This is a genomic window from Lysinibacillus sp. Ag94 (assembly GCF_023242215.1).
GTDB lineage: Bacteria > Bacillota > Bacilli > Bacillales_A > Planococcaceae > Lysinibacillus.
In genome coordinates this window covers 1,235,925-1,262,920 of record NZ_CP096780.1, presented here as the reverse complement: position 1 = coordinate 1,262,920, position 26,996 = coordinate 1,235,925, and the positions used below count along the sequence as shown (strand labels likewise).

At 39.5% G+C, this 26,996-nt stretch carries 30 protein-coding genes; 10 read left to right on the top strand and 20 right to left on the bottom strand.

Annotation, left to right across the window (positions count from 1 at the left end):
• Nucleotides 1–154: 154 nt before the first annotated feature.
• From MY533_RS05630 to MY533_RS05580, 11 genes are all read right to left on the bottom strand, one after another.
• Nucleotides 155–1,603 carry a spore germination protein gene (locus tag MY533_RS05630; RefSeq protein WP_248718320.1) on the bottom strand — a complete coding sequence of 483 codons (1,449 nt, stop codon included), beginning with the start codon at nt 1,601–1,603 and terminating at the stop codon, nt 155–157.
• A gap of 15 nt (nt 1,604–1,618) precedes the next feature.
• Entirely contained in the window at nt 1,619–2,410 is a 792-nt protein-coding gene (gene sigF, locus MY533_RS05625; RefSeq protein WP_053483127.1) for an RNA polymerase sporulation sigma factor SigF, read from the bottom strand.
• 10 nt (nt 2,411–2,420) lie between these two features.
• Nucleotides 2,421–2,861 carry an anti-sigma F factor gene (gene spoIIAB, locus MY533_RS05620; RefSeq protein WP_132363153.1) on the bottom strand — a complete coding sequence of 147 codons (441 nt, stop codon included), beginning with the start codon at nt 2,859–2,861 and terminating at the stop codon, nt 2,421–2,423.
• Complete coding sequence (spoIIAA, locus tag MY533_RS05615; protein WP_132363155.1) at nt 2,854–3,207, bottom strand: anti-sigma F factor antagonist; 354 nt, start codon at nt 3,205–3,207, stop codon at nt 2,854–2,856. The genes spoIIAB and spoIIAA overlap by 8 nt, the downstream gene beginning before the upstream one ends.
• Nucleotides 3,208–3,695: 488 nt before the next feature.
• A complete protein-coding gene (locus MY533_RS05610; RefSeq protein ID WP_248718319.1) occupies nt 3,696–4,151 on the bottom strand; it encodes a hypothetical protein in 456 nt (151 codons plus the stop codon).
• A gap of 1,097 nt (nt 4,152–5,248) precedes the next feature.
• Entirely contained in the window at nt 5,249–6,499 is a 1,251-nt protein-coding gene (locus MY533_RS05605) for a thymidine phosphorylase (protein WP_132363157.1), read from the bottom strand.
• 14 nt (nt 6,500–6,513) lie between these two features.
• Nucleotides 6,514–7,695 (bottom strand): phosphopentomutase, encoded by a 1,182-nt coding sequence (gene deoB / locus MY533_RS05600; RefSeq protein WP_248718318.1) that lies wholly within the window; start codon nt 7,693–7,695, stop codon nt 6,514–6,516.
• An 84-nt stretch (nt 7,696–7,779) separates the two neighbouring features.
• Nucleotides 7,780–8,682: a site-specific tyrosine recombinase XerD gene (gene xerD / locus MY533_RS05595; protein WP_248718317.1), complete on the bottom strand. Its 903-nt coding sequence runs from the start codon at nt 8,680–8,682 to the stop codon at nt 7,780–7,782.
• Nucleotides 8,683–8,946: 264 nt separating this feature from the next.
• On the bottom strand, nt 8,947–9,411 hold the full coding sequence (locus MY533_RS05590) for a ferric iron uptake transcriptional regulator (protein WP_132363163.1): 465 nt from the start codon (nt 9,409–9,411) through the stop codon (nt 8,947–8,949).
• A gap of 251 nt (nt 9,412–9,662) precedes the next feature.
• Complete coding sequence (locus MY533_RS05585) at nt 9,663–10,175, bottom strand: hypothetical protein (RefSeq protein ID WP_132363165.1); 513 nt, start codon at nt 10,173–10,175, stop codon at nt 9,663–9,665.
• Between the two features lie 72 nt (nt 10,176–10,247).
• Nucleotides 10,248–10,784 (bottom strand): NUDIX domain-containing protein, encoded by a 537-nt coding sequence (locus tag MY533_RS05580; protein WP_248718316.1) that lies wholly within the window; start codon nt 10,782–10,784, stop codon nt 10,248–10,250.
• 75 nt (nt 10,785–10,859) lie between these two features.
• Here MY533_RS05580 and MY533_RS05575 point away from each other — a divergent pair, with 75 nt between their 5' ends.
• Both MY533_RS05575 and MY533_RS05570 read left to right on the top strand, forming a co-directional pair.
• Nucleotides 10,860–11,759, top strand: coding sequence for an aldo/keto reductase (locus tag MY533_RS05575; RefSeq protein ID WP_248718315.1), 900 nt, complete (start codon nt 10,860–10,862; stop codon nt 11,757–11,759).
• Nucleotides 11,756–12,226 carry a VanZ family protein gene (locus tag MY533_RS05570; protein WP_248718314.1) on the top strand — a complete coding sequence of 157 codons (471 nt, stop codon included), beginning with the start codon at nt 11,756–11,758 and terminating at the stop codon, nt 12,224–12,226. The genes MY533_RS05575 and MY533_RS05570 overlap by 4 nt, the downstream gene beginning before the upstream one ends.
• Before the next feature lie 581 nt (nt 12,227–12,807).
• Here the strand turns inward: MY533_RS05570 and arr are convergent.
• The 3 genes from arr to MY533_RS05555 form a co-directional block, all read right to left on the bottom strand.
• On the bottom strand, nt 12,808–13,224 hold the full coding sequence (gene arr / locus MY533_RS05565) for an NAD(+)--rifampin ADP-ribosyltransferase (protein WP_248718313.1): 417 nt from the start codon (nt 13,222–13,224) through the stop codon (nt 12,808–12,810).
• 238 nt (nt 13,225–13,462) lie between these two features.
• A complete protein-coding gene (locus tag MY533_RS05560) occupies nt 13,463–13,729 on the bottom strand; it encodes a YqkE family protein (RefSeq protein ID WP_132363177.1) in 267 nt (88 codons plus the stop codon).
• A 23-nt stretch (nt 13,730–13,752) separates the two neighbouring features.
• On the bottom strand, nt 13,753–14,937 hold the full coding sequence (locus MY533_RS05555) for an acetyl-CoA C-acetyltransferase (protein ID WP_305883999.1): 1,185 nt from the start codon (nt 14,935–14,937) through the stop codon (nt 13,753–13,755).
• Between the two features lie 245 nt (nt 14,938–15,182).
• Here MY533_RS05555 and MY533_RS05550 point away from each other — a divergent pair, with 245 nt between their 5' ends.
• Nucleotides 15,183–16,154 (top strand): alpha/beta hydrolase, encoded by a 972-nt coding sequence (locus tag MY533_RS05550; protein ID WP_248718311.1) that lies wholly within the window; start codon nt 15,183–15,185, stop codon nt 16,152–16,154.
• A gap of 428 nt (nt 16,155–16,582) precedes the next feature.
• Here the strand turns inward: MY533_RS05550 and MY533_RS05545 are convergent, their stop codons facing one another.
• The 3 genes from MY533_RS05545 to sirA form a co-directional block, all read right to left on the bottom strand.
• Complete coding sequence (locus tag MY533_RS05545) at nt 16,583–17,086, bottom strand: S-ribosylhomocysteine lyase (RefSeq protein ID WP_248718310.1); 504 nt, start codon at nt 17,084–17,086, stop codon at nt 16,583–16,585.
• 140 nt (nt 17,087–17,226) lie between these two features.
• Entirely contained in the window at nt 17,227–17,445 is a 219-nt protein-coding gene (locus tag MY533_RS05540) for a YneF family protein (protein ID WP_132363185.1), read from the bottom strand.
• Nucleotides 17,446–17,547: 102 nt separating this feature from the next.
• Nucleotides 17,548–17,973, bottom strand: a complete 426-nt coding sequence (gene sirA, locus MY533_RS05535; protein WP_049668606.1) for a sporulation inhibitor of replication protein SirA — start codon at nt 17,971–17,973, stop codon at nt 17,548–17,550.
• Between the two features lie 275 nt (nt 17,974–18,248).
• Between sirA and MY533_RS05530 the strand changes: the two genes are divergently transcribed.
• The 6 genes from MY533_RS05530 (at nt 18,249) to MY533_RS05505 (ending at nt 22,238) form a co-directional block, all read left to right on the top strand.
• Complete coding sequence (locus MY533_RS05530; RefSeq protein ID WP_142507330.1) at nt 18,249–18,602, top strand: lmo0954 family membrane protein; 354 nt, start codon at nt 18,249–18,251, stop codon at nt 18,600–18,602.
• Nucleotides 18,603–18,617: 15 nt separating this feature from the next.
• Nucleotides 18,618–19,256: a PspA/IM30 family protein gene (locus tag MY533_RS05525; protein ID WP_248718309.1), complete on the top strand. Its 639-nt coding sequence runs from the start codon at nt 18,618–18,620 to the stop codon at nt 19,254–19,256.
• A gap of 239 nt (nt 19,257–19,495) precedes the next feature.
• Nucleotides 19,496–19,840: an alpha/beta fold hydrolase gene (locus MY533_RS05520; RefSeq protein ID WP_248718308.1), complete on the top strand. Its 345-nt coding sequence runs from the start codon at nt 19,496–19,498 to the stop codon at nt 19,838–19,840.
• Between the two features lie 73 nt (nt 19,841–19,913).
• Nucleotides 19,914–20,597, top strand: a complete 684-nt coding sequence (gene liaF / locus MY533_RS05515; RefSeq protein WP_248718307.1) for a cell wall-active antibiotics response protein LiaF — start codon at nt 19,914–19,916, stop codon at nt 20,595–20,597.
• Nucleotides 20,594–21,631 (top strand): sensor histidine kinase, encoded by a 1,038-nt coding sequence (locus tag MY533_RS05510; protein WP_248718306.1) that lies wholly within the window; start codon nt 20,594–20,596, stop codon nt 21,629–21,631. The genes liaF and MY533_RS05510 overlap by 4 nt, the downstream gene beginning before the upstream one ends.
• Nucleotides 21,606–22,238: a response regulator transcription factor gene (locus MY533_RS05505; RefSeq protein WP_248718305.1), complete on the top strand. Its 633-nt coding sequence runs from the start codon at nt 21,606–21,608 to the stop codon at nt 22,236–22,238. Before MY533_RS05510 ends, MY533_RS05505 begins: the two co-directional genes overlap by 26 nt.
• A gap of 433 nt (nt 22,239–22,671) precedes the next feature.
• Here the strand turns inward: MY533_RS05505 and MY533_RS05500 are convergent, their stop codons facing one another.
• Both MY533_RS05500 and MY533_RS05495 read right to left on the bottom strand, forming a co-directional pair.
• Complete coding sequence (locus tag MY533_RS05500; protein ID WP_248718304.1) at nt 22,672–23,325, bottom strand: HAD family hydrolase; 654 nt, start codon at nt 23,323–23,325, stop codon at nt 22,672–22,674.
• A gap of 20 nt (nt 23,326–23,345) precedes the next feature.
• Nucleotides 23,346–24,332 (bottom strand): serine hydrolase domain-containing protein, encoded by a 987-nt coding sequence (locus MY533_RS05495; RefSeq protein WP_248718303.1) that lies wholly within the window; start codon nt 24,330–24,332, stop codon nt 23,346–23,348.
• Between the two features lie 137 nt (nt 24,333–24,469).
• On the opposite strand from MY533_RS05495, the gene MY533_RS05490 reads away from it, so the two are divergent.
• Nucleotides 24,470–24,817 carry a hypothetical protein gene (locus MY533_RS05490; RefSeq protein WP_248718302.1) on the top strand — a complete coding sequence of 116 codons (348 nt, stop codon included), beginning with the start codon at nt 24,470–24,472 and terminating at the stop codon, nt 24,815–24,817.
• A 29-nt stretch (nt 24,818–24,846) separates the two neighbouring features.
• On the opposite strand, the gene tkt is transcribed toward MY533_RS05490, so the two are convergent.
• The gene (gene tkt / locus MY533_RS05485; RefSeq protein WP_248718301.1) at nt 24,847–26,841 is read right to left on the bottom strand and encodes a transketolase; all 1,995 of its coding nucleotides are present in this window, start codon (nt 26,839–26,841) and stop codon (nt 24,847–24,849) included.
• Between the last annotated feature and the right edge of the window lie 155 nt (nt 26,842–26,996).

Here is a 26,996-nt window from a genome sequence, read left to right as displayed (position 1 = left end):
TTCAAGAAGGGTTCTAACAGTACACGGGAGCTAATATCACATATGCCTACACCTTATCCTGGTGAACCTTTTGATGAATGAAGACAATTTTCACAAAAATCACAAAATACTATATGTGAACTTTATCACATGAAAAAAACGAGTGCAACGGCTCCTATGATCTTTTTCGCTGTGGGGAATCGACAACATATGGTCTCAATGCATCTGTAGTCATTGGGAAACGAACAAGTACGCGAAGCATCGCACTTGGGAAGAACGGAATAAGTGGCCATAAATATGGCGCTTGCATCGGACGTAATGAACATAAATACGTAAATAATATAAATAACCCGATAAATAACCCATTAACTCCCCATATGCCAGTCATTATTAACAACACTAATCTAAAGAGTTTAATGGAGATACCTAGCTCATATGTCGGAATAATAAAGGTTAGAATAGCTGAAACGGCTGTATATAACACTACTTCTGGTGAGAAAACCCCAACATCAATAGCAATCTGACCAATAATTACACCGGCAACTAACCCCATCGCAGTGGACAAAGGTGATGGGGTATGAATGGCGGCCATCCTCAAAAATTCTATCCCAACATCTCCAATTAATACTTGCAGTAAAAGTGGGATATGTGATTTTTTCTTTTCCCCTAAAAAGGATAACTCATCCGGTAAATGGATCCCGTGCGTTGCACATAAATACCACAAGGGCAATAATAATAAACCCATAATTGCTCCAAAATAGCGCATAAAACGGACGAAGGTTCCGACTGTTGGTGCCTGCCTATACTCCTCAGCATGTTGCAATAAATGAAAGGCCGTTGCTGGCACGATAATGACGGAAGGTGACGTATCGACAATAATGGCTATATGCCCCTCAAGTAAATGCGCTGCGGTAATATCTGGTCGTTCCGTATATCGTACAAAAGGAACTGGATGAAACTTCTGTTTAAACAGCCATTCCTCTAGTGATTTATCAGTCATCGTCAAGCCATCATGATTAATTTGTTCCATGCGCTGTCGTAATTTATCGAGCGTTTCATCACTCGCAATACCCTTTATAAACGCTAGCGCGACATCGGTTTGACCGATTTCGGATATTTTATGTAGCTCGAAACGTAAATTACTATTGCGAATTCTTCGGCGAATCAAAGCAGCATTTTGTGAAATACCTTCTACAAAGCCGTCCCTAGATCCACGAATAACCTTTTCATTATCAGGCTCCGCAGGGGTACGTCCTGGATAACTTCGAATCTCAGCAACATAGCCATAACCACTTTTCGTTATAAAGGCTACTTGTCCACTTAATATGGATAATAAAATGGCTTCACGCTCGGTTTCCTCTGAACGGCCTTGGTAATTGAAATAGGCTTCAAAATACTCCTTCTCATCCTCAATATCAATGTCCTCATCAGGCAGCATATTGGAAAGTAACTGTGTTAACACTATGCCATCCACAAGTCCGCTTATATATGCACAAAGAACCGGCAAATCTTTGACAAATACATGCTTAATACTAATGTCAAATGATTCGCCGTCACCAAATTGTTCTTTAAGAAAATTTTCGGCTTCTTCTAAGCTGTTAAAAAGTTTATCTTTTTCTGTCATGCTGTCACCATTTTCTTAGATGTCTTTTTTTACTTCTTCCTCTTCAACTGTGGCACTTGTAGCCATCCAATTTTTTAATTGGGCAAGAATTTTTTTCTCTAATCGCGATACTTGAACTTGAGATATCCCGAGCCTATTAGCAATTTCAGTTTGGGTACAATCTGAGAAATACCGTAAATAAATAATGGACTGCTCTCTAGGCTCAAGTCTTGTGAGTACCTCTTTTAGTGGTATATAGTCAAATGGCTGCTCAGATTTTTCGTCCTTCATCTGATCCATTAATGTAATAGAATCCCCTTCGCTCTCATACAATTGTTCATGCAAGGAAGCGGGATCTCTTAACGCATCGGAAGCCGTTACAATTTCCTCAGATGTGACGCCAAGAACCTGTGCTAATTCATGAATGGTTGGTGGATGCTCATTTTTTTTAATGAATTCATCAGTTGCATGACGAATTTTAAAATTAAGCTCACGAATAGATCGGCTAACCTTCACCATACCATCGTCCCTTAAAAAGCGCTGAATTTCTCCGATGATCATTGGTACAGCATATGTCGAAAATTTAACATCATACGTTAGATCGAATTTATCTACAGACTTCATGAGCCCTATGCAGCCAATTTGAAATAAATCCTCGAGCTCCACGCCCCTGCTTGTAAAACGTTGGACGATAGACCACACAAGCCTCGTATTCCCTTCAATCATTCGTTTACGAGCCTCATGATCGCCCTGCTGTGCACGTGCAATTAAATCTCGCATTTCTCCCTGTGACAATAGCTTATCGGACGACTGTTCTAGCGGCTTCACAATCGTAGCCTCACATTACCGGTGTACGAACCGAGTAAAATTTCTTCGTAAACGTGACAGTTGTACCTTGTTGCCACTTAGACATTACTGTCAACTGATCTGAAAAACTATCCATAATAGTAAAGCCCATACCTGAACGTTCCATCGCACTTTTCGTCGTAAATAACGGCTCCATCGCTTGGCTTACATCCTCAATACCAATACCTTTATCCATAACAGACACAGTTACAATATCATCCTCACGTTTTGCATGAACTGTAACAACGCCCTTACCATCTTCATCATAACCGTGAATAATAGCATTAGAAACAGCCTCTGAGACAACCGTTTTAAATTCGGATAGCTCATCAATTGTTGGATCTAATTGTGCGATAAAACCTGTCACAGCTACTCGCGCTAATGCTTCATTTTCACTAATTGCTAAAAAAGTTAATGTCATTTCGTTATCCATTTACAATCCCCCTAACTCGATCAATCGCTTCTTCCTCAGTTGCATCCATCATCCACTGCCCTAAACCTGAAAATTGAAACACTTTTCGCATTGTCGGCGATGGATTCAATAAAATTGTTCGTCCAGCGACTGCTTCTAACTCACGCATTCGACCTAGCACTAAACCTACTCCTGAACTATCCATAAAAGAAAGCCCCTCTAAGTTCCAAATGATAGTCGATACAGCGCCTTGAAAAATTGCTGTAGAAATTTTAGCTCGAATTTGCTCTACTGCATGGTGATCGAGCTCCCCAAATAAACGTATAACTACTGTCTCTCTTGTTACCATCTCTAATTGAAAATGCATGAACATCGCCTCCTCCTCGTGCAATTCCACATTTAATGCGGTGATTCCTTGCGACTGACAGAACTAGTGCAAAGTCTTCCGAAATAGTGGCAAATCGACATACTTATAGCTTTTTAGGTTAAATGCAGTATGGGATAAATCAACATTTTTTAAACGTGGCAACCATTTTTCACAAGAAATATTAAGATGATCAATTTTGCCTCGGCATAATTGCATCCCGAATCGGCTTTGTGATTATGCATGCAAATGGTTTTTGTGCGGGAGCGAGGCGGAGTGCTAACGGAGCGATGGGTTTTGTGCGGAAGCGGAGCTAGGGCGCAGCGAAGGCAACTGATGTGTTTGTGCGAAAGTGCAACGACAGTGCAGTGCTAACGGAGCCGCTGCAACAGATCTTTTTTGCGCGAAAGCGGAGCGGCAGATGTTTTTTGTGCGACAGCGGCACTATGCAGGTCAATTAGCTGTTATCGCATGGATGCGATGATTTTAGGCTAACATCCTTTATTTAACTCCTTTAAGATTCCATGATATTCGCATGAGACTTTAACTTCTTGGATGTTTGGACACCTGCTGAAAGAAGTCAAAAGCAACAAAACTTTTTCTCTTCGTTCCGTCGCTTTGTCGGTTCTATCCACGACTTTAGCTGTTCTACCGTCTATCTGGATTTTCTTTCCATCGCTCAGACCCTTCCTTCCGTCACTCCGACTTTTCTTTCCGGCGCCATGACCTCTTTCCGTCACTCTAACTCTTCTTTCCGTCACTCCGACTCCTCTTTCCGTCACTTCGACTCTTCTTTCCGTCACTCTAACTCTTCTTTCCGTCACTCCGACTCTTCTTTCCATACTCCGACTCTTCTTTCCGTCACTCCGACTCCTCTTTCCGTCACTCTGACTCTTCTTTCCGTCACTCCGACTCTTCTTTCCATCGCCATGACCTCTTTCCGTCACTCCGACTCCTCTTTCCGTCGCTCAGACCCTTCCTTCCGTCACTCCGACTTTTCTTTCCGTCGCCATAACCTCTTTCCGTCACTCTGACTCTTCTTTCCGTCGCTCAGACCCTTCCTTCCGTCACTCCGACTCCTCTTTCCGTCGCTCAGACCCTTCCTTCCGTCACTCCGACTTTTCTTTCCGTCGCCATAACCTCTTTCCGTCACTCCGACTCCTCTTTCCGTCACTCTAACTCTTCTTTCCGTCACTCCGACTCTTCTTTCCATCGCCATGACCTCTTTCCGTCACTCCGACTCCTCTTTCCGTCGCTCAGACCCTTCCTTCCGTCACTCCAACTCTTCTTTCCGTCGCTCAGACCCTTCTTTTCCGTCGCCATAACCTCTTTCCGTCACTCCGACTCCTCTTTCCGTCACTCTGGCCTTTCTTTCCGTCGCCATGACCTCCTTCCGTCACTCCAACTCTTCTTTCCGTCGCTCAGACCCTTCTTTCCGTCACTCCCACTCCTCTTTCAGTCGCTCAGACCCTTCCTTCCGTCACTCCGACTTTTCTTTCCGTCACTCTAACTCTTCTTTCCGTCACTCCGACTCTTCTTTCCGTCGCTCAGACCCTTCTTTTCCGTCGCTCAGACCCTTCTTTTCCGTCGCTCAGACCCTTCTTTTCCGTCGCCATGACCTCTTTCGTCACTCCCACTCCTCTTTCAGTCGCTCAGACCCTTCCTTCCGTCACTCCGACTTTTCTTTCCGTCACTCTAACTCTTCTTTCCGTCACTCCGACTCTTCTTTCCGTCACTCCGACTCCTCTTTCCGTCGCTCAGACCCTTCCTTCCGTCACTCTGACTTTTCTTTCCGGCGCCATGACCTCTTTCCGTCACTCCGACTCTTCTTTCCATCGCCCAGACCCTTCCTTCCGTCACTCCAACTCTTCTTTCCGGCGCTCAGACCCTTCTTTCCGTCACTCTGACTCTTCTTTCCGTCACTCCGAATCTTCTTTCCATCGCTCAGGACCCTTCATTCCGCCACTTCAACTCTCCGCCGTTCCATAAAACAACAAAAAAGCGAGAACCCCCTTTATCAAAGGGAGTTCTCGCTTCGTATTTTTTATGCAATTGTATAAGCGTTTAGTACTTTTTCGATTGTTTCCTCATCGATTTGACTATTCGAATATAAATAAGCAATCGTTTCGCCAGTACGAACATGGTCGCCTTTTTTGGCCATCAATTGAATACCAGCATCATAATCAAGCTCAGATTCCTTAGTTAATCGACCTGCACCAAGACCAACACTAGCTTCGCCGATTAATAATGCATTAATCGTCCCTACAGTGCCTTCAGTAGGTGCTTTGATAGCTACTTTATTTGCTGTGTCTTTTTGCACGATATCTGCTAAATCGCCACCCTGTGCTACGATAAATTCTTCAAATTTTGAAGCTGCTGAACCATCCTCTAGCACTCGTTTAACAGCAGCTGTTGCTTCAGTCTCATTTACACCTGCTGCAACTTGGTACATAAGCGAAGAAATAATAATACATTCCTCAAGCAGATCCTCATGCGTCTCGTCCATACGTCCACTTAATAAAGCAAATGCTTCTACTACTTCAAGCTTATTACCAATCATTTTACCTAGTGGATTATCCATATCACTAATATGTGCAACTACTTTACGGCCTAGCTTTTCACCGATGGCAGTCATCGTATCAGCTAAAACCTGTGCTTCTTCTTGTGTTTTCATAAATGCACCTGAGCCACATTTGACATCGAGTACAATGCCGTCTGCACCGCTTGCTATTTTCTTACTCATGATAGACGCGGCAATTAGTGGAGTGGAATCGACAGTACCCGTCACATCTCGCAATGCATATAATTTTTTGTCAGCCGGTACAAGATTACCTGTTTGACCAGCCACTGCAATTTTATGTTTATTAACATTGTCGATAAATTCTTGTGATGAAAGCTCTGTTTTAACGCCACGAATCGATTCCAATTTATCGATTGTACCACCTGTAATGCCTAGACCCTTACCACTAAATTTCGCCACTGGAATATCTAATGCAGCAATTATTGGCGTAACAATTAGTGTGACTTTATCGCCTACACCGCCTGTCGAGTGTTTATCAATTTTAAAACCTTCAATAGATGATAAATCAATAATGTCTCCAGATTCTATCATTGCTTTTGTTAAATAAAATGTTTCATCATATGTCATACCTAATAAACGGATTGCCATTAGAAGGGAGCTTGCTTGATAATCAGGAATTACACCCGTAGTGTAACCCTCTACAAAATATTGAATTTCAGCCTGTGATAGCTCCTTGCCTTGTTTTTTCTTTTCAAATAGTTGCGCCATATTCATATCGAAAATCCCCCTTACTTCAGATTATTTAAGAAGCTTTTACCAAATTCCGGTGCTTCTACTTTGAAGTTTTCAGCAACCGTTGCAGCAATATCTGCAAAAGTTTCACGTAGTGCTAGCTCACTACCTCCATTAAAGCGTGGAGAATAGACAATTAACGGTACATATTCACGTGTATGATCTGTCCCATGGAATGTTGGATCATTACCGTGGTCCGCTGTAATGATTAGTAGATCATCTTCTGTCATTGCCTCCGTAATTTCCGGTATACGTGCATCAAATTCTTGGAGTGCGTTACCATAACCTAGTGGGTCACGACGATGTCCAAAATTCGCATCAAAGTCTACTAAGTTTAAGAAGCTTATACCATGGAAATCACGACGAACTACCTCAGCAAACTTATCCATACCATCCTTATTATTTTTCGTACGTACTGCATCAGTAACACCTTCACCGTTGAAGATATCTGAAATTTTTCCGATGGCTATAACATCGAAACCTGCATCCTTTAAGACATTCATCGTTGTGCGACCAAATGGCTTTAACGCATAGTCGTGACGATTAGATGTACGCGTGAAGTTTCCTGGTGTACCAACAAATGGACGAGCAATAACACGGCCAACTAAATATTCTGGTTGTAATGTTAACTCACGAGCAATTTCACAAATTTTATATAATTCCTCTAGTGGAATAATTTCTTCATGTGCAGCAATTTGCAAAACAGGGTCAGCAGATGTATAGACAATAATCGCTCCTGTCTCCATATGCTCCTTGCCAAAGTCCTCGATTACTTGTGTTCCGCTTGCAGGTTTATTGCAAAGGACTTTGCGGCCTGTACGTTTTTCTAGTTCTGCAATAAGCTCAGCCGGGAATCCCTCTGGATACACTTTAAACGGTTTATCGATATTTAACCCCATGATTTCCCAATGGCCTGTCATCGTATCTTTACCAACAGATGCTTCTTGCATTTTTCCGTAATATGCTTTTGGTTTGTCGGTAGCTTGCATACCTTGTAATGGTTCAATGTTTGCTAAGCCGAAAGACTCCATATGTGGCATTGTAAGCCCATTCATTTTTTCAGCGATATGTCCTAGAGTATGTGAACCTACATCTCCAAAATTCGCTGCGTCTGGAGCTTCACCAATTCCAACTGAGTCCAATACTACTACATGGATTTTTTTAAATGGTCTATTCATAATTTTGCCTCCTAATCTCATGTCTCTATTTTACCAAAAAACAGCGAAAAATAAAGGTCAGACCTCCGACTGATAAATTTCTCACTAAGCGCGTGGATGAAATTGTTTATAAACCTCTGACAGTCGGGACTTACTAATATGTGTATAAATTTGTGTTGTGGAAATATCAGCATGTCCAAGCATCTCTTGCACTGCTCGTAAATCCGCACCATTTTCCACTAAATGTGTTGCAAAGGAGTGACGTAATGTATGTGGCGTTAATTCATGTTGAATGCCTGCTTTTAAAGCATGCTCCTTCATTAATTTCCAACAACCTTGCCTTGTTAAACGTTTTCCTCTTTGATTAATAAAAAAAGCTTCTGTTTTTGGAGATTTCCCTTGTAATTGACTTCGTGCGCCATCTAAATAAGTACTTAATGCAGAAAGAGCGCTTTTTCCAAGGGGAATGATACGCTCCTTGCCTCCCTTACCAAAAACGCGCACGAAGCCCATTGTTAAGTGAATATCTGCTAAATCCAATGCAATCAGCTCACTAATACGCATCCCTGACCCATATAATAGCTCTAGCATTGCCACATCGCGAATGCCCTGCGGTTTGCTGCGATTGGGTGCCATTAATAGCGCTTCTATTTCTTCTAGAGAGAGGACATTTGGTAGCTTTTGCTCAATAGTTGGCATTTCTAAATGGACTGTCGGATCTGTTTCTGCTCGCTTTTCTCGGAGTAAAAATTGATGGAAACTGCGAATGGAGGAAATATGGCGGGCAACAGTACGACTTGTCTTTCCTTGCATACGCAACTGCTCTAAATGACGCAAAATGGTCGTTCTTTCCACTTTACGAAAATCAGACATCCCCTCCACTTCCCGTAAAAAATTCACGTAATTTTCTAAGTCTCGGCGATAGGATGCTAATGTATTATCAGATAATTGTCGTTCTACTTGGATAAAATGGATATAATCCTCTATTGCATATTGAAATTCATTCATCACAGCGCCCCCTTAACAATCTATTATCTTTCATATTAACATGTTCAATAAACCAAATGCTTTCTCTACAAAAAAAAACCTCCCTTCACTTCAAAACATTAGGAGGCAGTTTATTTATTTTTCAATTGATACGGTTGCAAAAACACCAAACAGAAGATGGCACTTGGTCCTACCAGTGCGGTTATCAAATGATGCGTTACGGATTACATAAAACAATAAAAAAAGATGCCCCAAAAAGTCATAAATCTTTTTGGAACATCTTTTTTACTTTTCTTCTGATACCTCGTCGTTTTTATCATGACAGCGCCAGCAAATGCCGTGGAAAGTTAGTCGGTGATCCTTTATGATAAAGTTCCAACGTTTTTCAACAACGGCTTCCACATCTTCAAGTAAATCTTCCTGAATTTCATCAACCGCACCACATTCGATACAAACTAGATGATGGTGGAAATGCGCAGCTCCCTCTTGGCGTAGATCATAGCGCGAAACGCCATCGCCAAAGTTGATTTTGTCGACAATTTTGAGCTCAGTTAGTAATTCTAACGTTCTATAGACAGTCGCAAGACCAATTTCCGGTGCCTTTTCTTTTACTAAAAGGTAAACATCTTCTGCACTTAGGTGATCTTCCTCGTGCTCAAGCAGTACAGCAACTGTTGCTTCTCGCTGCGGCGTCAGCTTATAACTAGCACTATGCAACTGTTTTTTTATACGATCAATTCGGCTCTCCATGTGACGCCCCCCTAAACTCATTCCATTATACCAAAGGAGTAAATCCTATTACAAGATAATGAATAGATTTCGAATATGCTTTTGTATGTTTTTACCTAATGCTAAATTTCTATAGCTCATCACCATAACATGTGGTTGATTTCCATTTTGACTGGGCGCTTTCTTGGGGGCGTCCAGTCCTCACTCCAATCAACGTTTTAACAAATGCCATCCACAACCTTTGGTGATGAGCCATTTTCATGCTGTATTTATCAATTTAATACATAAGAAATAACAATAAACTCTGCAACTATTATGATGAAAAATGCGATAAAATTCAACAAAATTGTCCGACCATGTATCATTTTCCCGATTTTTCTCTTTGACCATGCTGGTACAAGTAAATTGCATAGGTTTAGCAACAATATACAATAGATGAGCTGAAATGGAAACCACCAAATCGTATAAACCCAGAAAGCTTCAAGCTTCTGTAATAAAAAAACGGAGCTAAAGCCAAAAAAGGTAGCACGTATCGCCACTGTTACACGTACTAGTACCTTTAGGACACTATGTGTTGCAAGCAGTAGTACAAACGCTATTGAAACAGCAACAGGCAACACTAAACGAAATAGAGAATGCCTGTCCCCATTTGTTAATCGAGGCTCTATAAATGAAATAAAAGGCTCTGCATTCGGCCCACCAATAATATGAAAAAAGATAACGCCACAAACAAAACTCACAGCAATAATGGAAGCGTGATAAAATATAGACACCGTACGAGACATAAACATGCTCCTTTTCTATCAAGGTTTGTACAGCTTATGCTCGTCCGCTTCTATTATGCTAAAGATATTTTCTTATTGTGCCGCGAGCCAAAGAACTGCAAACGCTGTCTTGGCATCGTATATAAGCTCATCTGCAACCATTTGCCCCGCTTCTTCCAACGAAACTTCTAATAGTTCGACAAATTCATCCTCATCCAGCTCTGCTTTGTTTTCAATTTTATATAAATCCTTTGCCACAAATAGATGGATGATCTCATCTGCGAAGCCTGGGGATGTTGCAAACGCTTGTAAATAAGTGAAGCTGTGTGCACCATAGCCCGTTTCTTCCTCTAATTCGCGGCGCGCGGTCACAATCGGCTCCTCACCAGGTTCTAGCTTACCAGCTGGAATTTCAATAATGGAACGCTCTAAAGCTTTGCGATATTGCTCTACTAATACTAATTTGCCTTCATCGGTAACAGCTATAACTGCAACTGCACCTGGATGCTTAATAATCTCCCTTTTTGCAACATTACCATTCGGTAAAGTGACATCATCAACCTGTAGTTTTACAATTTTCCCGTCATAAATGGGTGTAGTCTTTGTCGTTTTTTCCTCAAACTTTTTCATTGACATAACCTCGCTTGTTCTTCAGATATGTTCATTGTACCATTACAAGTAGAGAAATCGAAGGAGGGCATTGGCATGAAAAAAAGACAGCTTGGCTCAAGTGAATTGTTTATTTCAGAAATTAGTTTAGGGGGCATGTCTCTTTCGACAGATAAGAAAAAGGCTGCTGAAATCGTTGCTATGGCACTAGATGCTGGCATTAATTACATCGATACAGCCGATTTATATGATTTTGGATCAAATGAAGAAATAATTGGCGCTATTTTAGGAAAACGCCGTCAGGATGTTATCGTCGCTACGAAAGTTGGGAATCGATGGACAGAAGGTGTAGAAGGCTGGCATTGGGATGCCTCTCCGTCTTATATAAAGGAAGCTCTACACGCTAGCTTAAAACGACTAGGAACTGACTATATTGATGTTTATCAATTACATGGTGGGACGATTGAGGACGATTGGGATGGCATTATCGACACTTTTGAAGAGTTGAAAAAGAATGGATTGATTCGAGAATATGGCATTTCCTCTATTCGACCCAATGTACTAAAGCGTTTTTTACCAGCAAGCTCTGCAAAAAGTGTCATGATGCAATACAGCGCTTTAGACCGTCGACCAGAAGAATGGCTCGACTTTATTGCAAGTGAAGGCGCTTCTGTTGTAACACGCGGGACTATTGCAAAAGGGTTACTAACAAATAGCTGGAAAGAACGTTTACAACGTGTCAATCGCTTTAACACATATACAGCAGACGAATTAACAGCAGTATTAACAGGCTTATCTTCACATTATGACGATTTACATGCACTAGCAATCGCCTTTAATCTAAAGGAACCTACAATAGCCTCGACAGTAATTGGTGCAAGCTCACAGGAACAGCTGGCGCAAACACTCGCCGCCTATGAAAAAATGGCTTCAATAATAGATTTTAAAGCGGCAAATGAGTTAACAAAAGCCGAACACTATATGGAGCACCGATGAAAAAATGGCTTATTTTATTAGCGTTTTTAGTAATACTTGCGATTTCCTCTAGTATGACCTATGAACAACAGTCTATTATTCCTGAATTGGAGCAAGTATTAGCAAATAAACCGTTTGAAAAGCAATTATCCGTTTTAAAAATTCCTTATTGGGACACAGTTGTTTCTGTTGAAGAACGTGGTTACTTTAAGTTTATAGAATTTTTAATTCGGAAATTAACACATTTTGTTGGATTCGGCTGCATTGCACTCGGCATTTACTTTGCATGGGGAAAACGTCGGTTCGCCGCAGGAGTCGCTATTGCTGGGACAGCTCTTATCGCAACGCTTGATGAAATGCGTCAAAGCTTTACACCAGAACGTACGATGAGCGGACAGGATGTTATGGTGGATTCAGCTGGCGCGATTGTTTTTGTTGGGATTGTCGTGTTGGTGAGGAAGATTCATTGTAAAATTAAAGACAAGTAAATGTATGATAATGCAGTCCTATCAATAGAGTCATGTCCTATTAAATAATTAGTACATCACATATATAGTGGTGTACTTTTTGTTTGTAAATGACCACATTAATTAATGGAAATTTATACAAAACTAAGAGGAAAGCCGATTTAATCAGAATTAGTTTATTTAAAACAGAGAAACACCATAATAAATGTTTCTCTGTACAATTGGTGTGGACCAATTAGTGTTACACCCCGGTCAAATTCACGCGGTTTAGCTTCTATCCCCTCGTTTGCTCAAAAAGAAAAGCTCCCTTAACTTCGGTAGCTTAATCTTAAACGCTTGCACCTCGTTAGTTTAATAAGAGGGTCTGTGAATTCTATCTGTATCTGTGTCTATCACAAAATCAACTTTAATTCTTTTGCTAACAGATACTTGTAATTTAATTGCTGTTTAGAACACTTTTTCCCTATAACTAATGCTTGATGAAAATAACCAACTATTTCAATAATCAACACTCAACACTTCTGTTTACTCTTGTAAAACTAACCTGCGCCGTTCGTTCTTCAAGCAAAAATCCTTTGGCGGAAGTTGTAGTAATGTGAGAATCAATCGTAAATTACATTTTGTCCTTGTTCACTTAATTTTTTTAACGATGTAAGCATATGATTTATTTCTTCTTCAGAATGTCTTTCCCACGAACTTAATTCAGCGATTATTTTCAAAGGTGATTTAGACCTATAAGAACGTGTTGGGTTTCCAGGAAATCGTTTGTCAGTTAAGTTCGGATCATTTTCAAAATCACCTAATGGCTCTACAAGATAAATTCTCTCTTTTGATGTAGATCTTGCTAATTCAGCACCCCATTTCGCCGCGTTTAATGTTGCAGTAAAATATATATAGTTAGATTTTTTATCCTGATAATTGGATAAGTGCAAAGGTTCAAGCAGGTCTCCGATTTTCAGTTCTGCTTTAGTACCATGAAAAAACGGACCTGGATCCAAGATATTTTTTTGGTCATTCATTTAAACGCACCCCTTATACTTTTTTGACTTGCGTATAACAGTATAAGGTAAGGAATGGGTGAAAAAGTAGTCTATAAATAATTATCAGATGGGGTTATAATATAAGTAGAAAACGAAAATGATGCCGATAAATCTAAGAATCTTTCCGATAAAATATAAAATTGTTCCGATAAATCTCGAAATCTTTCCGATAAAACATGAAAAACAGTGAATCCTCATTTGGATTCACTGTTTCTCTTTAGAATTTTGAGCCTTTATCGCCGTATTCGTTTAGTAGTTCTTCAAACGATTTGTTTTTTTCGCGTTGTTTGCGCTCAAAGGCTAGTTTTGCTTGGCGCTCTTCTTCTGCGGCTTGTTCTTTCGCTGTTAAATCTTGCTTTGCCGCTTTTAGTTTGGCTAGTACGTCACCACCTAGTTGATCGGCTAATGTCACTGCCTCCTGCTTTGGTAGACTAGCTGTTACGCTACTATCTACGCGTTGCTGCTGTTTTCGTTTTTTTCCCATTGCATTTCACCTTCTCATTCACTTCAAGGGCGCTTGACAACTGTTGCCACGCCTTGTCCACCACCGATACACAGTGTTGCGAGACCTGTTTTTGCATCTCGCTTTTCCATCTCGTGTAAAAGCGTTACTAAAATACGTGCTCCACTTGCACCAATTGGGTGACCAAGAGCAATTGCGCCCCCGTTCACATTTAGTTTATCATGATTAAAGCCTAGTTCGCGATCTACAGCGATAGATTGAGCTGCAAAAGCTTCATTCGCCTCAATTAAATCTATATTGTCTAACGTCATATCAGCTTTTGCCAATACTTTCTTTACAGCTGTTACAGGGCCAGTTCCCATAATAGCTGGATCAACACCCGCACTTGCATTCGCTGTAATTAGTGCGATTGGTCGAATACCTAATTCGTCCGCTTTTTCTTTCGACATGATAACGACCGCTGCTGCACCATCGTTAATGCCCGATGCATTTGCTGCTGTTACAGAGCCATCCTTTTTAAAGGCAGGTCGTAGTTTTGATAGCGACTCAGCTGTAACGCCTTGACGCGGGAATTCATCTTTATCAAAAATAAGAGAATCGCCCTTGCGCTGAGGAATTTCCACCGCTACGATTTCTTCGTTAAACTTCCCTGCTGCCATTGCCGCTTCTGCACGCTGTTGTGAACGTGCTGCGAAGGCATCTTGTTCTTCTCGAGAAATCTCATAGGTATCACATAAATTTTCAGCTGTAACGCCCATATGATAGTCATTGAAGGCACACCATAATCCGTCATGAATCATCGTATCGATTACTTTTTGATCCCCCATACGGAAGCCTTCTCGTGCATTTTTTAAGACATATGGTGCCTGGCTCATATTTTCAAAGCCACCTGCAACGACAATATCCGCATCACCTGCTAAAATGGCTTGTGTCGCTAAATGAACCGCCTTTAGTCCTGAGCCACAAACTTTATTAATCGTTAATGCAGATACTTCATGTGGTAAGCCTGCTGCAATCGCGGCTTGACGAGCAGGATTTTGCCCGAGTCCAGCCGATAAGACATTCCCCATAATGACTTCGTCAACTTGTTCACCTGCTACACCAGCACGTGCTAATGCATCTTTAATAACAATACTCCCTAATTTTGTTGCTGGTACGTCCTTTAATGTTCCTTGGAATGCACCAATAGCTGTACGTACAGCACTTACTATGACTACCTCTTTCGTCATAAACATTCTCCCCTTTTCCCCGTTCAAAAATGAACACTGCATGCATATGCTACTAGCAGATATATCTATTTTAACAAATATTTTGACGATTTTCGATAACAGAAATAATCGCAGTTTTGCTAAAGATAATGTAAAATGTTGACGTGTTTTAAACAATCTCAGTTGGGAACATTACAATTAAGAAAAGGGCATACGTTGCTTGTATGCCAAGACAACAACAGAAACAGGACGTGGAGGTGTTAATAATGAAAAAGAAAATGCTGTTATTTTCAGGTATAACAACGACGATTGCCGCAGCAGCAACTGGTCTGTTCGGCTTCGCGCTTTCCAATAAATTGATGTACATTAAGCAAAAGGATCCTGAATTTGTTCGCGAACGTGAAACCACTGCTAAACGTTTTGATGAAGCTTGGTACAATAAAAATTTAAAATGTGAATTAAATATTGACTCGCCAAATGGCTATACAATCCGCGGCATTATGTTTCAGCCATTGGAAACAAATAATACCATCATTATTTGCCATGGCGTAACAGAAAATAAAATCAACTCCGTCAAATATGCTCGACTTTTTGAACGCCTTGGCTACAATTCCGTTATTTTTGACCATCGCAGGCATGGAGAGACAGGTGGAAAAACGACTAGCTACGGCTATTATGAAAAAAATGATCTTGATGCAGTAGTCAAAACGATAAAGGCAATGATTGGCGAAAATGCCATTCTTGGTATTCATGGTGAATCAATGGGTGCTGCAACCATGTTACTATATGCAGGAACTATAGAGGATGGTGCGGATTTCTATATTTCTGATTGTGCGTTTTCTGATTTTTCAATGCTGCTGAAACAAATTGCGAAAACAGAATTTAAATACGGCTCGATTATTCCAATTCGTTTTGCTGATTTTTTTATCCGCTTACGAGACGGTTATTCCTTTAAAAGCGTGACACCTTCTGAGGCAGTGACAAATATCGAAAAGCCTGTGCTCTTTATCCATAGTATTCCTGACACATTTATCCCAGCTTCTATGTCACTGGATTTATACAATAAAAAAACCGGTCCTAAAAAACTGAAGCTATTTGATAAAGGAGCTCATGCACAATCCTTTAATGAAAATATGGCTGAATACGAGGATTTAATCCATGACTTTTTAGAAAATTTCATTTACCAAAAAATTAATCGTGATTCTTCTTCATCTAATGTCATTCCATTTCATTTTTAGTACAAACGAAAATATAGCTCTTTCGCATAACGAGGAGTTGATTTCCGTTCCGACTGGGCGCTTTCCTGGGGGCGTCCGATGAGCCGCTTCACTCGCGCTGCTCGCTCCAGGGTCTCACCTGTGACGCTGATCCCCAAGGAGTCGCCCAGTCTCCACTCCAATCAATCAATTCACATAGCACGTACCTTCTGACATGTCAGCGGTATCATAAGTAAAAGAAGGAAAGCGAGTAGCCTAGGATGGAATTCACGCTCCATAAATTCAAAAAAATCCCTACTAAACCATTTTATTTTTCAATGAAATAAAGATGTCATATTAAATAAAGTATGGCTCTTCCTCAGAATGATCTGCGGAAAAGCAAAGTGGCAGTGACTCTCATTGACACTATGAAAAACCTTGCCGCACTTCACGCAAGGTTTTTCAATCATTTATTCAGCAAAAACAATATGCCATTCATCACGTTTGGCTAAAAATTCTTTGGCTAACGTTTGTGCACCTTCTAGACTATGGCTAACTGCCCAGCCGCATTGCACTTCATTACATGCTGGGACTGCAGTGGCCTTTGTTACATCTGTAAATGTTTTTTCTAAAATATTCAATAAGTCTTCATAATCATTGTGATTTATAAGCGATACATAGAAGCCTGTTTGGCAACCCATTGGACTGAAATCAACAATATGGTCGGAGTAATTGCGGATAAGGTCAGCCGATAAATGCTCTAGGGAATGTAATGCAGGCATTTCCATATGCTCTTTATTTGGCTGTTTAAGTCGAATATCATATTTGTACACTTCATCGCCATTTTTTCCTGTTTTAACACCCGCTAAACGTACATATGGCGCTTTTACTTTCGTATGATCTAAATCAAAGCTTTCAACATTTGTTTTTTCTCTCTGCAATACAAACAACTCCTTTATATAGAATATTTCCATTATAACTAGTTTTCCGATAGATTTATATGGTTTTTAATGAATTATTCAAACAATTTATAAAAATCAATTTTATCTCAGCATATAAGGGGTTAAAAAAACAACCAGCCCTGGCTTGGACTAGTTGCTCTTTAAAATTCCAATTATTTTTGGAATTTATTCATTTGTGACATCATTTGACGTACTTGCTTTTCAGACGGCGTACGACCCATTTGCGCCATCATCATACGAATCATTTGTTCGTTAATTGGTGGGTTTTCTTTTAAATATTTCATCATAGCTTGGCGAGCTAAATAGAAACCAAGTGCCGCGCCTGCTGCTAATGCGATAATTACGATAATAATCCAGCCCCATGTAGGCATACAACCAACCTCCTCCACTACAATATATACCGAGAAAAAAACTCTCCACGCTCCATTATACACCAAATATTAGCGTGTTACTATATATTGTAGTGAAATTTCCTAATGCATTGTATACTTCATTGGCTTTAACCACCCACACTCATTATCTTGTTTATTAAATGCAATAAAGCGCTCGCTCATCTTCGCAAGCATTTGGAATAGATCCAAATCAAGCATTCGTGAACCCTCACAATAAACACAAATTTTGCGTTCCACTAAATAAATAGCCATTTTTCCTTTTATAGGATGTTCTAAAAATAAAGCATTACGAGCTCTCTCTAAATGTGCATACTTAGAATCAAGTTGCGCCTCAAGCATCGTAGCAATCTCATCGAAGCGCACGCTTTCACATATATATGCAAGCTCTTTTAAGGATTTCTCGTTAGCGTCTTCACAGCCTTGCATCATTTCTAATAACTTACGCTCTCTGCCGAATATAAACGTTAAATGCTCTTCTTTTATTTTATATATGGAATAGGTTCTCACTAGAAATCCTCCTTCGCTCATTGCTTTTTCATAAGTATAGCTCATCCAAACTCTTTAATTTGTCAAACGAAGGAGGCATTCATCTTCTATTTTTGTCGAAAACTTTCTACTTTCCGTTCTATCAAATGCTTTATGGCTAATTAAGTTTTTAACTTCTTCTATAGTACTTAGAATATTCTCAGCCTCAAGACCTAGAGTAAAATCAATTTCCAGTCCGTTTTAGCAAAGCTTTCTAATAGGTAATATAAAGGTATCAACGAAAGGAGCTAAAACATATGAGAAAATTTTTTCTACTAATAGGAGGCTTTATCGCAGGATGTGTTGCACTCGCTTTAACTGGACCACTTGCAGGTCTACTGTTTTCTGGATTGTTTGTAGCACTCGGTATGCACTTTTACACTTCAAGTAAATCAACATTCGGTAAAATCTTATGGTTTACAGTAGGTTTGATTGGTGTGTTATCAGCAATATCGAATATCCCAGCAATGGTTGGTTTAGCAGCAATCGCTGTCATCTATGTTATCTATAAAAAATGGAATGGCGAAGATGTAAAAATCCCAACAATTGAAGCTAAAGAAGAAGATCCATTTAAAAACTTTGAAAAAGAATGGTCTAACTTAACAAAATAAAAGGAGCGAATTTACATGAACTTATTTCAACGTTTTAAATATACAATAGAGGCTGATTTACATCAGTTATTTGATAAGAAGGAACAAAAAAATCCAATTGCGATGTTGAACCAATACATTCGTGAAGCAGAAAAACAAACAGAGCAAACTGGAAAATTATTAGAGCGTCAAGGTCAGTTAAAAGAAAAACTAGAGCAGGAATTTAAACAAAATGCAGAATTACTAGCTAAACGTGAGGCACAATTAAAATTAGCTACTACTAGCGGAGAGCAAGATTTAATCGATTTCGCTTCTGATGAAGTTGCTGCATACACAGCACGTAACAATACATTACAAGCTAGTATTGAAGCAAGTACACGTGAATACTTCGAACTTGAACGCAAATTTGAAACGATGAAACACAAAATTAAAGATATGAAAGTGCGTCAATTACAGCTAATGGGTAAAGAAAACGTTACACGCGCTCACCATCAAATGGACGGTATGATCGCTAAAAACAATAAAACCAACTTTGAAGATTTAGAATCGTATATCGACAAGCTTGCTTACCAAATCGACAAAGATCATGAAGTAACATCTTTCGAATCTCGTCTTGCGCAGCTAGAAAAAAATGTCGCGGAAGATAACGCACCACTGCTAATTGAAAATAAATAACAATAACTGCTATTTTAAAAAAATAACATGTTATAATAAAAGAAATAAGGGATGCCTCATTTATTGAAGCATCCCATTTCTTTGAAGGTGACTAAAAAAAGGGTTTAGTCCTATGATTATAATATGCCTTTAAAAGGTCCTTATTTAGCAAAAGATGAGGATCCATTTAGTGATTTTATCAATCAATATAGAGGTTTGAATTATTATGATGATTTGGTAAAGAAATGAGTCTCTTCGAATTGATAAAAGGGACTTTTACTCCCCCTGATTACTCTTTACAGAATCTGTATAAAGCATTTATTTCAGGGCCACAATTTAGCCTTATAAAAAGCCAAGAGCTAAAAAAAGAAATCATACTAACTAATTTTTTTGATTCTGTAAAAAGTATAGATATACCCGTTTATTTTATACAAGGTAAATATGATAAACAGACGAATTATGAATTAGCAAAACAATATTATGAGCTATTAGACGCACCAAATGGTAAGGAATTTATTACTTTAGAGCACTCTGCTCATTATCCAAATACACTAGATTCAACATTGATGAATGATACAATCAAAAAAATGCTTCAAAATCATTAACAACACTTTTAAAAATATTTTTTAAGAGAAGTTCGTCTTCTCTCATCAATTTGTAGAAAGAAGGGTGACTCTCTTGCAAAATTTCACAACTAATAAGCTCACATTTGGGGTGCTATGCTTCTTTTTACTCGTTTTTGTGGAGCTCACAATTTTTAATAACGGTGGCGCCTTCTGTCTATTGATCGGGGTAGGACTTCTTTATTTAAGCTTCTCGAAAAAAAATCGTTTCTTTAAATGGACAGGAATTTTCTTTATCTCAATCGCACTCTTTACGATGTGGAGTTTACGCTTATTTATCGTCATCATTCTTTTATATATGCTCTATCAATACTTGCAAAGAGAAAATGAAGCCAAAGTTGTTGGTTTGGAGCTTCTTGAGAAGCTCCCTGCTACGAAAAACGAATTATTCGGTATATTGCCAGCACCAGTGGAAGCCTTTAAATGGCAAGATGTTCAAATACAGCGGCTTGCAGGCGACATTACAATTGACACAACACAAACAATTTTACCTACCGGCACAAGTATTATTACGATCCGCCAAGGCATTGGTAAGGTACAAATTTATATCCCCTACGAAATTCCATTCCGCTTACACTATACGACATTGTTTGGTGAAATAAAATGCCTACATGTTGGGCCACAACGCCTACTGAATGAAAGTGTAAGTTTTTCAGATGGAAACCCTGAGGATGCAAAACGTACACTTGTCATACACGTTGCAACTTGGCTTGGGGACTTGGAGGTGCTACGTAAATGATTGCCTTTATCTCAAGAATTTTGACTTTACTTTTTATGTTGATGAGTGCTACATTCGGTCTCCTTGTCGCTGTTTGGGGCGAGCCAAACGAGAAAACATGGGAGCCGTTATGGCAGCAGAATTATAATAATATTCCACTCGGTGGTTTCATTGTCGTCACTCTTTTCGCCATTAGTTTACTGATTGCCAGTTGGATCAGTATGACTGCCCGTGCAAGAGAGGCTCAGGCAACCCGCATCGTGAAACAGTTAGTTGAACCCGATTTTATATTACCTAAAAAACAGCCTTTACCAAAACCTTTGAAAAAGGCTTTAGTTCAAACAAGTGAGCTAATTGATACTCAACGAAAAAGCTTACAGCGTTTATCCAATGAACGTGCAGAAGCTAACGATAAAATTATTCAAGAGCGAATTATCGCTGAACGTCAACGCCTTGCTCGTGAGCTTCATGATTCTGTATCACAGCAATTATTCGCCGCTTCGATGTTACTGTCCGCATTAACCGAAACCGATGAAAATGCTACAAGCTTAAAGCAGGTCGAAAAAATTGTACAACAGGCACAGCTTGAAATGCGTGCATTATTATTACATTTACGCCCAGTAGCTCTGCATAATAAAACGCTGGCACAAGGTCTTGAGGAGCTTATTATTGAGCTGCAGCAGAAGGTATTTTTTCATATTGAATATGAGCTTGAGGAAATGTCGTTGTCCAAAGCGGAGGAGGATCATTTGTTCCGTATTGCACAGGAGGCGTTATCCAATACGCTACGCCATGCCAAAGCGAGCGAAGTTGAATTACTGCTCGTTGCACGCGATGATTTAGCCATTTTGCGTATTCAGGACAATGGCCTCGGCTTTGATGTCGAAGCTGATAAATCTACTTCTTATGGACTGCAAAACATTGCCGAGCGCGCGGTAGAGATTGGCTGTACGTACAAAATTGTATCCGTACCTGGAGAAGGTACAATTGTAGAGGTTAAAATTCCCCTACAAAAGGAGGTTGAAGTGAATGATTCAAGTGTTAATAGTGGATGACCACGAGATGGTGCGTATCGGCGTTTCTGCCTATCTGTCAGCACAACCAGATATCACTGTTGTAGGTGAAGCTGAAAATGGTAAAGAGGCAGTGGAACGTGCTCTTGAGCTGCGTCCAGACATTATTTTAATGGACAATGTAATGCCAATCATGACAGGAGCTGAAGCGACATCTGAAATTTTAACAGCATGGCCAGAGGCAAAAATTATGATGGTAACAAGTTTTTTAGATGATGATAAAGTCTACCCTGCATTAGAGGCCGGTGCAGTTAGCTATATTTTAAAAACGTCCAATGCGAAGCAAATTGCCGATGCCATTCGTAAAACAATGGGCGGCGAAACTGTTTTAGAGCCAGAAGTAACATCAAAAATGATGCATCGCATGCGCCACGGCAATAGTACCCCACTGTATGAGCAACTTACCGAGCGTGAAATGGAAGTATTATTGCTAATGGCTCAAGGTAAAGCCAATCAGGAAATTGCTGATGACTTATACATTGCATTAAAAACCGTAAAAACACATGTCAGCAATATTTTAGCGAAGCTCGATGTTCAAGATCGAACACAAGCCGTTGTCTACGCTTTTCAAAATGGGCTTGCGAAGTAGTTTTTCTTAGGTCGTTTGGTTTATTAGCGATTGTTTGTGCTGGGGCTATCAGCGATTTTTGCTCTTTTATCAGCGATTCTACCTGGCTTATCAGCGATCTTCGCTCTTTTATCAGCGATTCTACCTGCTTATCAGCGATTTTCTCTCTTTTATCAGCGATTCTACCTTGGCTATCAGCGATTTTCGCTCTTTTATCAGCGATTCTACCTGGCTTATCAGCGATTTCCGTTCTTTTATCAGCGATTCTACTTGGCTTATCAGCGATTTTCGCCCTTTTATCAGCGATTCTACCTGGCTTATCAGCGATTTTCGCCCTTTTATCAGCGATTCTACCTACTTATCAGCGATCTTCGCTCTTTTATCAGCGATTACAGCTGTTTTCCCAAAAATACGAAACTGCATTGATAGAAATACAGTTTCGTATTTTTTACCTCTAGCTATAAAAAAATTGTTGTAGCTCGTTTACGCTGTTCACTATGTATGTTGCTTGTACTTCCGTCAATTCCTCAAGTGAGCCATAGCCATAAGTAACACCGATCGAATCAATTTGATTTTCGTGTGCCCCAACAATATCGTATTTACGATCTCCAATCATAATTAATTGATCTATATTCACTTCATTAAAATGTTCGCGTACATATGCGATAACTTCTCCTTTAGCTGACCGTGTGCCATCCAAATTGCTGCCTGCGACAAGGTCGAAAAAATGTTCAAGGTTAAAGTATTGTATAATTTGTTCTGCAAATACAGTTGGCTTAGATGTGGCTATCGCTAACTGATACCCATCCTTCTGTAAATATTCTAATAAAGATGATATGTTTTGATACAATTTATTCTCATACATGCCAGTTTGGATAAAACGTTCACGGTAATAAGCAATCGCTTGCTCAACTTCAACATCATCTAATCCATATATTTCTCGAAATGATACTTGCAGCGGCGGCCCAATAAACGTTTCAAGCTGATCAAGGTCAGCTTCCACTATACCTATTTTTCCTAGAGCATATTGAACACATTTTGTTATCCCTATTTTAGGATCAGATATTGTACCGTCTAAATCAAATAACACTACGCTATACTTTTTCATTACTAGCCCCCCTTTTATTGTTAAAGAAATGATTGATACACGGTTGAACCAAAATCATGAATATCTTTAATGTAGTCAAACCCTGCAGGTGAGCCAAAGCTGTTAAATCCACGAACTGCCACAATATTTTCTTTAGGAATTACCAATAGAGCAACACTTGTGAAACCAAGTATTTGAAAGCTTCCTTGTGGTAATATTGGACTTAACTCAGTAACCCCTTCTCTCTGTTGTGGCTGAACAAACCAGAAAAAGCCATTAGTTGGCAAGTTCTTTGGTTTAGAGTTCGGGGATTGAATTGTCGTTAATAACTGTATGATTTCTTCAGGTATAATTTGTTTTCCATGTAAACTTCCTTTATCAAGATGCACTTGTCCCCACTTTGCTAGCTCTCTTAATGTGCTATACATATTCATTTTACTACCATCACATACGTCGCTTTCATACCAAAAGGGGTTATCATTATGTATTACTTCTACATGCTGTTCGTTTTTTTCACTAAACCAATTTGTTTCAGTTAAAGACAATGGCTGAAATACTTGCTCCTCTACAATTTCTGCAATAGTTTTTCCAGTAGCTTTAAAAATAACTTTTGCAAGTAGTTCTACATTAATATCTCGGTATGCCCAGTTATAACCTGCTTTGAATTCCTTCATTACTTTTTCATTTTGGCGACGTAAACCGTGAGTATGGGTGAGTAGATGTCTAATTGATACATCAACAAATACTATTTCATTGTCTAAATAATTACTTAGTTTATCATCTATTGAAGCAATATAGTTATGATAAATCGCATATGCTACAGCAAATCCTACATAAGTTTTACGAACAGAGGCAAGATGAAAAAGAGTATGTGGTCCTACCCTTTTGGCGTCTTGTTGTTGTCCTTGCACACCAACATATTCTTCTAATACTGTTTGACCATGCTTATTAATAATAACTCCGCCACCTGTACAATCTAATTGTGAGAAAGTTTTCTTTACTTGTGTGAATATAGCTTGTGAATTCATTTAAACACCTCTCAACAGTTCTAGTCGATGCCTACACTTATCATTGTATACCAATTGGGAATTAATACTAGATGAGTTTCTTCATTCACGAAACCTTTTATTGCCAAAAAACGTTATGATTTTTAAGGAGGGATTGTGTGGATACTCAATTTACTTATAAGCATTTTGTAAATGAAAATACGTTTTCACTTCTTGATCCGATTTTTGAAGCTACCCTACTTTTTGCTGTTTTGCTACTCATTATTGTCATTGTAAAAAAAGTATCTATTTGGTTTTGTTTACTTTTTGCAAGCCTCTCAGCAATTATCACAGGTCAGCTTCTTTGGTTTAGTGGCATTATAGCTGATGAGCTAAACATTGAAGGAAGTTCCAAAGGCTTTTACTGTTTTGTTATTATGCTGCTAATTCATTGTGCGGCTATTTGGATTTCTTTAGTGAAATCCTCTAAACATGAAAAAATACCGCAATACTCAGAGGAGATTTAACCTACTGAGTATTGCGGTATTTTATTTAATTATAGCGCTTTTACCTTCGCTACAACATTTTCTACTGTGAATCCGTATTTTTCCATCACTATTTCACCTGGTGCAGAAGCGCCGAACTTGTCAATTGCAAGAACGTCCCCTTCAAAACCAGTGTATTTATGCCAACCGAATGATGAGCCCATTTCGATTGCAAGACGTTTTGTTACAGCTTTTGGAAGAATAGATTCTTTGTAAGCTGCGTCTTGTTTTTCGAAGCGATCCATAGATGGCATTGAAACTACTGCCACATCTACACCATCAGCTTTTAATGCTTTTTGTGCTTCGATTGCAAGTGAAACTTCTGAGCCTGTTGCAATTAAAATGGCATCTGCCACTTCTTTTGTAGCAGGAGACACTGTATAAGCACCTTTAGTAACACCTTCACGTACTGTATCAATAGATGCGTCAAGAACAGGTAAGTTTTGACGAGACAATACTAAAACAGTTGGTGTTTTTTCAGATGCTACTGCTAGCTCCCATGCAACGGCTGATTCATTTGCATCAGCTGGGCGAACAACAGATAAATTCGGCATTGCACGTAAAGATGCAAGGTGTTCGATTGGTTCATGTGTTGGACCATCTTCCCCTACAGCAATTGAGTCATGTGTAAATACATAAGTAACAGGAAGACCCATTAATGCAGAAAGTCGTACAGCTGGACGAACATAATCAGAGAATACGAAGAATGTACCACCAAATACGTTAAGACCACCGTGAAGTGCCATGCCGTTCATAGCAGCACCCATTGCAAACTCACGTACACCGAACCAAATATTACGGCCAGCATAATCGTCTGCAGAGAAATCTCCAGCATCTTTCATCGTCGTTTTATTTGAGCCAGCAAGGTCAGCTGAACCACCGAAGAATGATGGCGTTTTCTTTGCAATTGCATTGATTGCATCTCCAGAAGAAGAACGAGTAGCTACTGATTTACCTACTTCATAAACTGGTAATTCTGAAGCAAAATCCTCTGGTAGTTGACCATTCATTGCCTTTTCAAATTGCGCTGCTAATTCTGGGAACTCTTGCTTATATGCTTCAAACTTAGCATTCCAAGCTTCTTCGGGCTGTGCCCCTTGAACATTAGCTGCTGCTGCAAATGTGTCATATACTTCAGCAGGAATTTGGAATGGCTCGTGTGCCCATTCATAAGATGCTTTCGTTAAAACAACTTCATCTTGACCAAGCGGTGCACCGTGAGAAGCAGCTTTACCAGATTTGTTTGGTGAACCAAAACCAATAACAGTTTTCACTTCAATAAGTGTTGGCTTGTCAGTTGATTTTTTAGCTTCTTCGATTGCTGCGTTAATTGCGTCAACATCTGTACCATCTGCAACTTTTAAATAGTTCCAGCCATAAGATTCGAAACGTTTTTGAACATTTTCTGAGAATGATTTTTCTAAATCACCATCTAAAGAAATATCGTTTGAATCGTATAAAACGATTAACTTTTCAAGTTTTAAGTGACCTGCTAAAGAGATAGCTTCAGCCGCTACACCTTCCATTAAATCGCCATCGCCACAAAGTGCAAATGTATAGTGATCAACGATGTCATGTCCTGGTTTATTGTAAGTAGCTGCTAAATGGCGTTCAGCCATTGCCATACCAACTGTCATAGCAATACCTTGACCTAGAGGACCTGTTGTTGCCTCTACCCCAACAGTATGACCATATTCAGGATGTCCTGGAGTTAATGAATCCCATTGACGGAAGTTTTGAATTTCTTCCATTGGTAAGCCGTAGCCACCTAGATGAAGTAGGCTATATAAAAGCATAGAGCCATGACCTGCTGAAAGTACAAAACGGTCACGGTTAAACCATTTTGGGTTAGCCGGATTATGGTGAAGTTGTTTTGTCCAAAGCGTATAAGCCATTGGCGCAGCCCCCATCGGTAAACCTGGGTGACCTGAGTTTGCTTTTTCAATTGCATCAATTGACAAAGTTCGGATAGCATTAATCGCTAGTTGATCCGCATGTTGAGTCATTATTTTGTGACATCCTTTCTCGTCCTATATATTGTTCTTATACAGTTTAGTCAACATTGCTTCAGAAAACAATGGTTTTGTTATACTATTAAAGATTTATAACATACTTTATCTTTATTCAGCGAAAAATCCCACACACAATAATAATACCTCCG